The sequence below is a fragment of the Anaeromusa acidaminophila DSM 3853 genome, from assembly GCF_000374545.1.
Taxonomy (GTDB): Bacteria; Bacillota; Negativicutes; order Anaeromusales; family Anaeromusaceae; genus Anaeromusa; species Anaeromusa acidaminophila.
On sequence record NZ_KB894591.1, the window covers coordinates 17,828 to 30,412 of the forward strand.

At 48.0% G+C, this 12,585-nt stretch carries 11 protein-coding genes and 1 other RNA gene; all 12 read left to right on the forward strand.

Translation table 11 applies throughout. From position 1 onward, the window contains the following. Window position 1 precedes the first annotated feature (1 nt). The 12 genes from C508_RS0108565 to nifS all read left to right on the forward strand — a co-directional run bounded on the left by C508_RS0108565 (window position 2) and on the right by nifS (window position 12,578). The gene (locus tag C508_RS0108565) at window positions 2–2,212 is read left to right on the forward strand and encodes a RelA/SpoT family protein (RefSeq protein WP_018703140.1); all 2,211 of its coding nucleotides are present in this window, start codon (window positions 2–4) and stop codon (window positions 2,210–2,212) included. Then, the gene (gene dtd, locus C508_RS0108570; RefSeq protein ID WP_018703141.1) at window positions 2,209–2,658 is read left to right on the forward strand and encodes a D-aminoacyl-tRNA deacylase; all 450 of its coding nucleotides are present in this window, start codon (window positions 2,209–2,211) and stop codon (window positions 2,656–2,658) included. The genes C508_RS0108565 and dtd overlap by 4 nt, the downstream gene beginning before the upstream one ends. A 26-nt stretch (window positions 2,659–2,684) precedes the next feature. Beyond that, on the forward strand, window positions 2,685–3,305 hold the full coding sequence (locus C508_RS0108575; RefSeq protein WP_018703142.1) for an MBL fold metallo-hydrolase: 621 nt from the start codon (window positions 2,685–2,687) through the stop codon (window positions 3,303–3,305). Window positions 3,306–3,332: 27 nt separating this feature from the next. Further along, on the forward strand, window positions 3,333–3,782 hold the full coding sequence (locus tag C508_RS0108580) for a Fur family transcriptional regulator (RefSeq protein WP_018703143.1): 450 nt from the start codon (window positions 3,333–3,335) through the stop codon (window positions 3,780–3,782). Continuing rightward, the gene (gene hemZ, locus C508_RS18195; RefSeq protein WP_018703144.1) at window positions 3,772–5,244 is read left to right on the forward strand and encodes a coproporphyrinogen dehydrogenase HemZ; all 1,473 of its coding nucleotides are present in this window, start codon (window positions 3,772–3,774) and stop codon (window positions 5,242–5,244) included. The genes C508_RS0108580 and hemZ overlap by 11 nt, the downstream gene beginning before the upstream one ends. A gap of 5 nt (window positions 5,245–5,249) precedes the next feature. Continuing rightward, on the forward strand, window positions 5,250–6,518 hold the full coding sequence (hisS, locus tag C508_RS0108590) for a histidine--tRNA ligase (protein ID WP_026319444.1): 1,269 nt from the start codon (window positions 5,250–5,252) through the stop codon (window positions 6,516–6,518). Between the two features lie 4 nt (window positions 6,519–6,522). Beyond that, window positions 6,523–8,313 carry an aspartate--tRNA ligase gene (aspS, locus tag C508_RS0108595; RefSeq protein WP_018703146.1) on the forward strand — a complete coding sequence of 597 codons (1,791 nt, stop codon included), beginning with the start codon at window positions 6,523–6,525 and terminating at the stop codon, window positions 8,311–8,313. Between the two features lie 105 nt (window positions 8,314–8,418). Continuing rightward, a non-coding RNA gene (ssrS, locus tag C508_RS19840) (6S RNA) lies at window positions 8,419–8,598 on the forward strand. Between the two features lie 101 nt (window positions 8,599–8,699). Beyond that, window positions 8,700–9,416, forward strand: coding sequence for a tRNA threonylcarbamoyladenosine dehydratase (locus tag C508_RS0108600; protein WP_018703147.1), 717 nt, complete (start codon window positions 8,700–8,702; stop codon window positions 9,414–9,416). Between the two features lie 20 nt (window positions 9,417–9,436). Further along, window positions 9,437–10,753: a replication-associated recombination protein A gene (locus C508_RS0108605; protein WP_018703148.1), complete on the forward strand. Its 1,317-nt coding sequence runs from the start codon at window positions 9,437–9,439 to the stop codon at window positions 10,751–10,753. Window positions 10,754–10,881: 128 nt separating this feature from the next. Further along, window positions 10,882–11,325 carry an RrF2 family transcriptional regulator gene (locus tag C508_RS0108610; protein WP_018703149.1) on the forward strand — a complete coding sequence of 148 codons (444 nt, stop codon included), beginning with the start codon at window positions 10,882–10,884 and terminating at the stop codon, window positions 11,323–11,325. Between the two features lie 47 nt (window positions 11,326–11,372). After that, the gene (gene nifS, locus C508_RS0108615; RefSeq protein ID WP_018703150.1) at window positions 11,373–12,578 is read left to right on the forward strand and encodes a cysteine desulfurase NifS; all 1,206 of its coding nucleotides are present in this window, start codon (window positions 11,373–11,375) and stop codon (window positions 12,576–12,578) included. Window positions 12,579–12,585: the final 7 nt, after the last annotated feature.

Below are 12,585 nucleotides of genomic sequence, written 5' to 3' on the forward strand. Positions count from 1 at the left end.
TATGCTCAACGGACCAGAGCTTCGTATTGAAGATATCATACAAAAAATTAAAACCTACCAACCAGATGCCGTGAGCGAACAGGTGCAGGAGGCGTATGAGTTTGCTAAGGAAGCTCATGCAGGGCAAACCCGCGTTTCCGGCGAGGAATATATTATTCATCCTTTAGGGGTCGCCAATATTTTGGCGGACCTGCAGATTGATGCGGTGACGATCATTGCTGCGCTGCTTCATGACGTGGTGGAAGATACGACATACTCCTTGGAAGACGTGGAAAAACGTTACGGCAAGGAAGTGGCGATGCTTGTTGACGGCGTTACTAAATTGAGCCGAATCGAGTATAAATCTAAAGAAGAACAGCAGTTAGAAAACTATCGCAAAATGTTTTTAGCCATGGCGAAGGATTTGCGGGTGGTTTTAATCAAATTGGCGGACCGTCTGCATAATATGCGTACGCTGAAATATATGAGCGAAAGCAAACAGAAGCGAATCGCCCAGGAAACATTGGAAATCTTCGCGCCTTTGGCGCATCGCTTAGGTATTTCCAATGTAAAATGGGAGCTGGAAGATTTGGCTTTCCGTTATTTGGAACCAGAGCAATATTATAGTTTAGTGGAAAACGTCAAACAAAAGCGACGCGAACGGGAACGGTTGATTAATGATGCGATCGCCATGTTGCAGGAACGATTGGCGCTTGTTGATATTGCAGCTGAAATCCAGGGACGGCCAAAACATTTCTATAGCATTTACCGTAAAATGCAAAAAGACAATAAAGAATTAAGCCAGATTTATGATTTGCTGGCTATTCGCATTTTAGTGGACAATGTGAAAGATTGTTACGGTGCGCTGGGCGTGGTGCATACCCTTTGGAAACCGCTGCCAGGCCGCTTTAAAGATTATATTGCCATGCCTAAGTCCAACATGTATCAGTCGCTTCATACTACCATTATCGGTACGGAAGGACAGCCGTTGGAAATACAAATTCGGACGAAAGATATGCACCGTATTTCTGAATACGGTGTAGCGGCTCACTGGCGATATAAAGAAGGCGGCCGCGGACCGGGCAAGGAATTTGATCAAAAGCTTTCCTGGGTTCGGCAGCTTTTAGAATGGCATCAGGATTTACGGGATCCAAGAGAGTTTTTAGAAACCGTAAAGATGGACGTTTTTGCTGATGAGGTGTTTGTATTTACGCCTCGAGGCGATGTCTTAGACCTGCCTACTGGCTCAGTTCCTATTGATTTTGCCTACCGCGTGCATACCGATGTGGGCCACCGCTGCGTCGGCGCAAGGGTCAACGGCAAGATGGTGCCATTGGAGTACAAGCTTTCTAACGGGGACATTGTAGAAATCATCACGGCTAAGCAAGGAAACGGTCCTAGCCGCGATTGGCTTAATATTGTCGGTTCTTCGGAAACGCGCAACAAAATACGCAGTTGGTTTAAAAAGGAAAAACGCGAAGAAAATATTATTAAAGGCAAGGAACAACTGGAGAAGGAAGTTAAAAAATTTGGTTACGAATGGAAGGAAATTGTAAAAAGCGATCGCCTCCAGGAAGTGGCTAAAAAATTTAATCTTACCGGAGGCGATGAAGACCTTTTTGCCGCTCTTGGTTATGGAGGCTTGACGGCGCACGCCGTACTGACCAAGCTCTTGGAAATATATAAAAGGGATACGAAAAAAGCAGTTCCTCAAGATATTACAGAGCTGTTAAACGAAATCAAACCCAAAGTAGTAAAATCGAAAGTGAGCCAGGGAATTCTTGTAGGCGGCGAGGGCGGTTATATGGTGCGCCTGGCGCGCTGTTGCAACCCGGTTCCCGGCGATGCGATTGTCGGTTATATTACGCGGGGCCGTGGCATTACCGTCCATCATGCGGAATGCAATAATGTTCTTAGCAATCGTGAAGAATATGAGCGCATGATTTCCGTCAGCTGGGATATTGGACAAGGACAGACCTATAAGGTCATGGTAGAAGTATCTTGCGCTGACCGGCCAGGGCTTTTGTCAGAATTGATGATAATTCTTTCGGAAAGCAAAACCAACGCCAGTTCGGTCAACGCCAGGGCGCACAAAGACAAAACCGCTACGGTGACGTTTATTTTAGATATTACCAACACAAATCAGTTGGAAAGTATCATGACGAAACTGCGCCGGGCCAAAGACGTATACAGCGTCTATCGGGTCAAGCAAAGCAAGGGAGGAATTGTATGAGAGCCGTTGTACAGCGTACAAAATCTTCCAGCGTGACCGTGGACGGACGCTTGGTGGGATCCATCGGTCCTGGCTTGACGGTGCTCTTAGGAGTAGGCGATGGAGATACGCCTAAAGATGCTGTGTATTTGGCCGATAAAATTGTTGGTTTGCGAATTTTTCATGATGAGACGGGGAAAATGAATTGCTCCCTTAAAGACGTTGGCGGTTCTTTATTGGTTGTTTCCCAATTTACCTTGTACGGAGACTGCCGTAAAGGGCGTCGGCCGGGCTTTGACCAGGCTGCGCCGCCAGAAGAAGCAAAAGTTCTTTATGAATATTTCTTGTCTCTTTGTCGCGAAAAGGATTTAACAGTGGCCGCCGGGGAGTTTCAGGCGGAGATGCTGGTAGCTCTGGAAAACGACGGGCCGGTTACTATATTATTGGATAGCCAAAAATTATTTTAAGATACAAGGGTAAGGAGAACCAAGGAATGGAAATTATTCAACTGCCAGTAGGCCCTTTGGGTACGAATTGCTATATTGTAATCAGCAAGGAAGAGCATGTAGCAATGGTCATTGATCCAGGCGGAAACGGCGATGATATTTTGCGCATTCTTCGTGAGAAAAATGCTGAATTGACCTATATTGTTAATACTCACGGACACGCAGACCATATTGCGGCTAATGGTATTTTAGCGGAAGCTACTGGCGCAGCTGTATTGATTCACGAAGCAGACGCTGCGATGCTGACAAGTCCGCATCGGAATCTTTCAACTTTTATTGGCGATGCGGTTATCTTAAAACCAGCTGACTCATTTCTTAAAGCAGGAGATGTGCTGACGCTGGGGACGCTTTCTTTCAGCATTTTGGAAACGCCGGGTCATACGCCGGGCGGTCTTAGCCTTTACGGCGAGGGCGTTTTATTTAGCGGTGATACGCTTTTTGCGGAATCAGTAGGGCGAACTGACTTTCCAGGCGGATCGCATCAACAATTGTTGGCGAGCATTCAAGAAAAGCTTTTTGCGTTGCCTGGAGAAACCAAAGTATTGCCAGGACACGGCCCCAGCACGACGATTGGCTGGGAAAAAGAGCATAATCCGTTTATTTTTTAGGCAAACAGCCGAAAGGGTGTGGAATTTATGCAACTTGATATGACAGATGTACGAAAAACCTTTCGCGAACGGCAGTTTAAGCTGACGCCGCAAAGACAGATTATTTTACAAGCCTTCCTCAATCATCAAGATGAACATCTTTGCGCGGAAGATGTTCATCAAATCGTACGCCGCGAAGCGCCGGAAATTGGTTTAGCTACCGTATATCGTACGCTGGATTTGTTGAGTGAATTGGATTTATTGCAGAAGATGGATTTTGGTGATGGTCGCAGCCGCTATGAAATTAACGGACCAGATACAGGTCATCATCACCATCATTTAATCTGTGTTTCCTGCGGGAAAGTAAAAGAATTTGAAGACGATCTCCTGGATTCCTTGGAAGAAGTCATTTCTGAACGCAGCAAGTTTCAAATTATTGACCATCAGGTCAAGTTTTACGGCTATTGCCAGGAGTGCCAGAAAAAGAATGACGCTTGACGGATATATACGTACAACTGCAGACCAAGGGGATAACCGCACCGTACAGGATGTAATGAACCTGTACGGTATTCCTCTTGTTACGGAAGCTACTGCCAATACGTTAATTATTGGCAGTGAAATTTCGGGAAAAAGGGCGGTTACGTCTCTTTCCTGGCGAGGGAAAACTTGGCAAGAAGGGCATGAAATCGTTTTTTTTCACGCGCAGGATCGGGCTGCGCCTGGACGGGTGGTGCGCCGCAACCTGGCGTTATTGTTGGAACAGGCGGTAAAGCTTCCCCGTAGCTCCTGGGGGATATTAAGAGGAGTTCGTCCGGGAAAAATAGTCCGGCGCCTTTTAGACGAAGGATATACAGAGGCGGAAATTACAACAATTTTTGAACGGGAATACTTAGCTGCACCTGAAAAAGCAGCATTATTGCTGGAAATCGCCATGAGGCAGAGAGATATCCTGCCCCCTGAAACATCTCGCTCAGTCGGCGTATATGTGGGGATTCCTTTTTGTCCCAGCCGCTGCTTGTACTGTTCATTTCCTTCTTTTTTGCTGCCGTCCTCTGAAAAATTGGCGCTATTCATGGATGCTCTCAAACAAGATATTGCTACTGCCGGTCAGCTTTTACGCAAATATCATCTGCAGATGGAGACCCTTTATATTGGAGGCGGTACGCCGACAAGCCTGCCTGCCAAGGAGTTGGAACTGCTGCTTTCTTGGATTCAGGAGTATTTGGGCAAGCCGAAGTTAGGAGAGTGGACGGTGGAAGCCGGGCGTCCGGACAGCCTGAATGCAGAAAAGATTTCCGTGCTTAGAAGCTTTCCGGTTACGCGTTTAAGCTTAAATCCGCAATCAATGCAAGAAAAAACGCTCCAAAGGATTGGACGTAAGCATAGTGTACAGGATATAATAGAAATGTTCGCCTCTTTGCGGCAAAACGATTTTAATAATATAAACATGGATATTATTTTAGGTTTGCCTGGTGAAACGCCAGCCGATGTGCAGCATACGCTGCGGGAAATCGCGAAACTTTCCCCGGAAAGTCTAACGGTTCATACGTTGGCGCTCAAGCGCGGTTCTGCGTTGGCGGAAAAGTTGCTTTTGCAAGAAGACGTTCCATTGCCTGACGCCGCTACTGTTGCGGAGATGATTGAAATTTCTCGAAACGGTGCGAAAGCTATGGGAATGGCGCCGTACTATCTTTATCGCCAAAAGCAAATGGCAGGCCAATTTGAAAATATCGGCTATGCTAAAAAGGGACGCGAATGCGCTTATAACATTCGCGTTATTGAAGAACGCCAAAGCATTTTAGGAATTGGCCCTCATGCAACAAGCAAATTTGTTGAACCAGGCGGGTATCGATTGCACAATTCTTATCATGCCAAGCAGGTAGACTGCTACATACGCGATATCAATCGCTATATTGAAAACCGTGAAGACGAGTTTAAGCGCTTCGCGGGAAGGGAGTGACCAATTTGCTGACAAGCGCACCTCGAGGTACTAAAGACATCTTGCCTGCGACTAGCGGGCAATGGCAAGAGCTAGAGAAAACGATTCGCCAATTGTGCGGCCGTTTTGGCTACCAGGAAATTCGCACACCTGTTTTTGAACATACAGAATTGTTCATTCGGGGCATTGGCGAAACCACCGACGTGGTGGAAAAAGAAATGTACACTTTTACCGATCGCGGCGAACGCAGTTTAACCTTGCGTCCGGAAAACACGGCTTCCGTCGTGCGAGCGTACTTAGAAAACAAACTGTATGGAGAAGCGGAACAGCCTACTAAATTATTTTATATGGGACCTATGTTTCGCTATGATCGTCCGCAAGCAGGTCGTTACCGCCAATTTCATCAATTTGGCGTAGAAGTTCTCGGGGCAGCAGCGCCTACGGTAGATGCGGAAGCTATTGCATTAGCAATGCAGCTTTTTCAAGGGCTCGGGCTTGTAGAACTCACTTTATTTATTAACTCTGTAGGATGTCCGGTATGTCGGCCTGCTTATAGGGAGCAGTTGCAGAACTATTTGCGGCCGCAGTTGGATTCGCTGTGCCCGGACTGCAAAAGCCGTTTTGACCGCAATCCAATGCGCATTCTAGACTGCAAAAACGAAGCTTGCCGTCAGGCCAGCCAAGGAGCGCCGCAGATGCTGGATTGCCTCTGCGAAGAGTGTCACGATCATTTTACTGGTTTAAAATCCTTATTGGATGCTGCGGATATTCCGTATCATATTAATACCAACTTAGTACGTGGACTTGACTACTACACAAAAACCGCTTTTGAGATTCAATATGCTCCGTTGGGAGCGCAAAGCGCCGTCTGCGGCGGCGGGCGCTATGACGGTCTTGTAGGTCAATGCGGCGGTCCGGATACTCCTGGTATCGGTTTTGCGGTCGGCTTGGAACGATTGCTGCTGGCCCTGGAAAAACAGGGCCTGCTTCCTTCCGCAACTCGTTGCAGTGACGTGTTTATCGCTCCGTTAGGGAAGGAACAAACACCAATGGCCTTTGCACTGCTGCTGCAACTGCGCAAAGAAGGTCTGACTGCGGACATGGATTTTTTGGGACGCAGCTTGAAGGCGCAGCTCAAACAGGCTAATCGTCAGAAAGCTCGTTTTGCGTTGCTGCTGGGCGAGGAAGAATGCGCCACGCAGCAAGTACAGCTGAAAAATTTGGAAACAGGCGAACAACGCTTGGTAAGTGCCCAGGAGGCAATTAACGCCATAAAAGAAGAGATGGGGGAATAGCAAGATGTTAGATACAATGTCAGGCTGGGTGCGTACACACAGCTGTAATGATTTACGAGAAGGACACCAGGGTCAGGAGGTTATTCTTTGCGGCTGGGCCGCTAGACGCCGCGATCACGGTGGTTTGATCTTTGTGGATCTTCGGGACCGTTCCGGCATGGTACAGCTGGTTTTCGCTCCGGAAGTGGGCGAAGAGGCTTTTCGCAAAGCGGAAACCGTGCGTTCCGAGTTTGTTTTGGCGATAAAAGGAGAAGTGCGCAAACGGGATGCGGCAACCGTTAATTCCAATATGGACACAGGCGCTATCGAAGTATTCTGCCGAGAACTGCGCATTCTTAATGCTGCAAAAACGCCGCCGTTCTACATTCAAGATGATGTGGACGTCGATGAAATGGTGCGCTTAAAATATCGTTACTTGGATTTGCGCCGGCCGGAAATGCAGCGCAATTTAATGCTGCGTCATCGCGTGACCAAAGCTATGCGTGACTTCTTTGACAATCAAGGGTTTTGTGAAGTCGAAACCCCCATGTTGACGAAAAGCTCTCCAGAAGGCGCTCGCGATTATCTTGTGCCTAGCCGGGTGAATCCAGGTCGCTTCTATGCATTGCCGCAGTCTCCGCAGTTGTTCAAACAATTGCTGATGGTAGCTGGTATGGAGAAGTACTTCCAGATCGTACGCTGCTTCCGCGATGAAGATTTGCGCGCCGATCGTCAGCCGGAATTTACTCAGTTGGACGTTGAGATGTCCTTCATTGACAGAGAACAAATTTTGTCGATGATGGAGGGCCTGGTAGCCCATCTTTTCGAAGAAGCTTTAGGTGAAACCATTGCTACTCCTATGCTGCGTATGACCTATGACGAGGCGATGAGTCGTTACGGCTCGGATAAGCCGGACTTGCGTTTTGAAATGGAACTTATTGATGTGTCTGAAGTGATCCGCGGTTCGAACTTCAAAGTGTTCGAAAGCGTGCTGCAAAACGGCGGACAGGTTAAAGCTATTAATGTCAAAGGCTACGCCGGTATTCCGCGCCGCGAACTGGACGGTTTGGTAGATTTTGTGGCTCCCTATGGCGCTAAAGGCTTGGCTTGGATGTGTTTCCAAGCAGACGGTATCAAATCGCCGATCGCCAAATTCTTCAGCGAAGACATGCTGGCTGAATTAGCTAAAGCCACCGGCGCCGTCGAAGGCGATTTACTGCTGATGGTAGCGGACAAGCCTTCTGTTGTGGCCAATGCTTTAGGACATTTACGTTTAGAAATGGCGAAGCGTCTGAATTTGATTGATGAAAATAAACTATGCTTCTTGTGGGTAGTTGACTTCCCGATGTTCGAATATGACGAAGAAGAAAAACGCTGGGTGGCGATGCATCACCCCTTCACCTCGCCTCGAGACGAAGACATGGAATTCTTAGAAAGCGATCCTGGCCGCATTTATGCGAAAGCCTATGATATGGTGCTCAACGGCACTGAAATTGGCGGCGGCAGTATTCGTATTTACCAACGTCCGATTCAGGAAAAGGTATTTAAAGCCATCGGCTTGACGCCGGAAGAAGCGTATAGCAAATTCGGCTATCTTTTAGACGCTTTTGAGTATGGTACTCCTCCCCATGGCGGCATTGCCTTTGGTTTGGATCGCTTGGTAATGCTTATGGCGAAACGTCCATCCATCCGCGACGTTATTGCGTTCCCCAAAACGCAAAGCGCCAGCTGCGCTATGACCCAGGCGCCCAGCGACGTGTCTGAACGGCAGTTGCGGGAATTACACATTAAGTCTACCTTTATTGCTAAAAACTAACACTCTTTGTTGTCTCTGAAGCCTTCAAAGCGCAGAAAACCTGGGCGGCACTTGCCAAATACCGATAATTCTGCTATTATGAAGTTGAAGAAAAGAGTAACACTTTTAACCCGACTGTGTGCGTATGCTGCCTGGTATGTTTTGAGCCAACACTTTTACAACGGGAGTCCGGTCTCTGAATAAGACGTGCAGGCCCTTTACGGGGATCCATTGATTTTTCAGGAGGACACCCACCTGCTAACGCAGGTTCAAAACTAGTGGGCGAGACGGCATGGTGGGGTTAGTTTTTTCATAACAAATTTTTAGACTCGACAATTTTGTCGAGTCTTTTTACCTATTTATAAGAACATTAGTATTTCTTATAATACGCAGGAGGCTTCTTAACTATGCATCGTTTTTCACGTACTGAAATGCTTATAGGTTCGCAAGGGTTAGAGACCTTGCAAAATTCCGCTGTGGCCGTTTTTGGCGTTGGCGGCGTTGGCTCTTTTGCGGTAGAAGCCTTAGCGCGAGCAGGTGTGGGTAAACTAACGCTGATTGATCATGATGTGGTTAGCCTAACGAATTTGAATCGCCAACTTCCGGCTTTATCAAGCACTATCGGGTTACCTAAAGCCGCCGTGCTAAAGGAACGAATTTTGGATATTAACTCGGATTGTCAAGTAGAAGTCATTCTAGAAGCCTATGGAGAAGAAAAAGGAGAATGGCTGCAGCCAGAACGTTGGAATTTTATTGTGGATGCTATCGATTCGATGGATGCAAAAATTGACTTGCTTGTACGCGCTCATCGTCTCGGCATACCCATTGTATCAAGTATGGGCGCTGGCAATAAGCTTGATCCAGAGGCTTTTCACGTCGTAGATATCGCTAAAACTCACACTTGTCCTATGGCCAGAAATGTCAGACGTCTTTTAAAGCAAGCAGGAATTACTAAAGGAATTCCTGTAGTTTTTTCTACAGAAAAACCGTTTGTTCCAGCTGAAGCCGCCCCGGAAGAAGCCCATTTGCGCCGGCAAGTTCCGGGAAGTATTTCTTTCGTTCCTTCTGCAGCGGGATTGCTGTTGGCTGGTTATGTCGTACGTTCTTTGCTGCGCTTAGGCTAGGAACAAAGGAGGCTGTTACTTTGGATTTATTTTCATTGGCTGAAGAGAAGAATACGAACCGCAAACCCCTAGCCGTGCGCATGCGCCCGCAAAATCTGTCTGAACTGGCAGGACAAGAGCATTTGATCGGTTCTGACTCATTTCTAAAACGCATGATTCAGGCGGACACACTGCCTAGTTTGGTTTTATACGGCCCTTCCGGTACTGGAAAGACAACACTGGCGGAACTGATTGCTTCTACTACCGGGGCGGTTTTTGAACGTCTGAATGCGGTAACTGCAGGTACGGCGGATTTACGCAAAGAACTGGCGGCAGCTCAAGAACGGCGTCAACTTTATGGCAAGGCGACCATTCTTTTTGTCGATGAGTTTCATCGTTTCAATAAAGCGCAGCAAGATGTCCTGCTCCCTTATGTAGAAGATGGCCGGATTACACTGATCGGCGCCACGACGGAAAATCCTTATTTCGAAATTAACGGCCCCTTGCTTTCGCGTATGCGGGTTCTGCGGCTAAAGCCATTGACGCCTCAACAATTGGAAGCTTTGCTTAGGCGGGCTTTGGAAGATAAGGAACGAGGCCTTGGCAAACGACGCTTGCAGGCGGAAGCTTCTCTATGGAACGGCATCACGGGTTTAGCCGGAGGCGACGCCCGTACGGCATTGAATCTTTTGGAGCAATGCGCTGCTATGGTAGAGGATGGAGAAACACTTACCTTGGACGTGTTGGAAAAAGTTGCTGACGAAAAGTTGCAGCGTTTTGATAAAAACGGCGATGCTCATTATGATACCGTATCTGCTTTTATAAAGAGCATGCGCGGATCTGAGCCGGATGCGGCGTTACATTACCTGGCCCGGCTCTTGGCGGCAGGGGAGGATTTACAATTTATTGCGCGACGTATCATAATTTGTGCGGCCGAAGACGTAGGCAATGCAGATCCGCAGGCGCTGGTGCTGGCCATGGCGGCCGCTGAAGCGGCGCGTTTTGTTGGTTTGCCGGAAGCGCGCATTCCGTTGGCGCAGGCTGTCGTCTATATTGCGACGGCGCCTAAGAGCAATGCTTCTTATTTGGCTATTGATGCGGCATTGGGAGATGTGCGTCATCAGGAATGCGGCAGCGTGCCGCTGCATTTGAGGGATGCTCATTATCGAGGCGCCGCCCAATTCGGGCATGGAACGTCCTATCTCTATAGCCACGATTTTCCCGGCCACTGGGTAGAACAGGAATATTTGCCGGAACCGTTGCAAGGCCGGCGTTATTATGAAGCCGCCCCGGGGCCTGAAAAGGCGCGCTGGGATGAGACAAAACGTTATCAAGGGCGGGAAAATACGGGAAAATAAAAGAATAGTTGAGAATGATATTGCTATCGCAAAACAACCTCAAAATGGGGTTGTTTTTTTGCTTGTAATTTGCTATAGTAAAAACAAATAAAACCAATCGTATTAGTCGGAAAAGAAAGGGGATTGCCGTGAAGCTATCAACCAAAGGACGTTATGGCGTATCCGCCATGTATGATTTAGCCGTTCATTACGGACAGGGACCCATTTCTTTGAAAAATGTCGCTCAGCGTCAAGAAATCTCTGAGCACTATCTGGAACAGCTGATGGGGACTTTGCGTAAAGCCGGCTTCGTCAAAAGCGTGCGCGGCGCACAAGGCGGTTACAGCTTGACCAAAACTCCCGAAGAAATATCAGTAGGTGATATTATTCGTGTGATGGAGGGGCCGATTGCTCCGGTAGATTGTCTGCTTTCAGGCAAGGAGGATAACAAATACTGCACCAAAGCCTGTACTTGCGTCACTCGCGGCGTGTGGGCCAAGGTTGGCGATAGCATTACGCAAGTGTTGGACTCCATTACATTGAAGGATTTGTGCAACCAGGTAGAAAATGAGGCAGGAAAACCGCAGCTTTAATCTGCGGCTTCATAGCGGAAGGCAAGAAAAGGGGAGGCTTTATTCATATGAAACAGGTATATTTGGATCATTCTGCAACAACACAGGCGCTGCCGGAAGTGGCGAAGCTTGTAAGTCATTATCTAACCGAAGACTTTGGAAATGCTTCCAGCGTGCATGCTTTCGGCCGTACGGCGCGACAAGCTGTTGACGAAGGCCGCCAGCAGGTAGCTGCACTGATTAACGCTCAGCCGGGAGAAATCTTCTTTACCAGCGGCGGTACGGAGTCCGACAACCTAGCTATTAAAGGCGTTGCTTCAGCCAATCGAAAAAAAGGCAATCATATCATTACCACGGCTATTGAACATCATGCTATTTTGCATCCTTGCGAATATCTGGAGAAGCAGGGTTTTCAGGTCACCTACCTGCCGGTAGATGAATTTGGCATGATTCGTTTAGCGGATTTGCAGCAGGCTATTACGCCGCAGACCATCTTGATTAGCGTCATGTTTGCTAATAACGAGGTGGGAACCATTCAGCCGATTCGTGAAATCGGGAAAATAGCCCGCGAAAAAGGCATTATTTTCCACACTGACGCGGTTCAGGCAACAGGCAATATTCCTATTGATGTTGTTGATATGAATATTGATTTATTAACCTTATCCGGCCATAAACTTCATGGTCCCAAAGGCATTGGCGCTTTATTCATCCGGCGCGGCGTTCGCATTGACGCAGTACAGCATGGCGGCGGACAAGAGCGCAAATTGCGCCCTGGTACGGAGAATGTCCCTGGTATTGCCGGTTTAGGCAAAGCTGCCGAAGTAGCAAAGGCGGAAATGGCGGACAAGGTAGTTCGAATCTCGGCTCTGCGTGACCGTCTGATGCGTGGCATTGAAGCACGCATTCCGGAAATTAAATTGAACGGTCATCCGACACTGCGTATGCCCGGCAATGTGAATTACAGCTTCCGTTATGTAGAAGGCGAATCCTTGCTGTTGAGCTTGGATATGAAAGGGATTGCCGCTTCCAGCGGTTCCGCCTGCACTTCCGGTTCATTGGATCCTTCGCATGTTCTTTTGGCGATGGGACTAAGTCACGAAATCGCCCATGGGTCGTTGCGGCTGACTTTGGGTCGAGGCACTACCGAAGAAGATATTGATTACGTACTAGAAGTATTACCTCCGATTATAGAGCGGCTGCGCAGTATGTCTCCGTTGGCAGCTAATGCAGGCGCCATGTTGGAAAGCAATCCTTGCCAAAAATGTCGCTCCTAATGTGTTT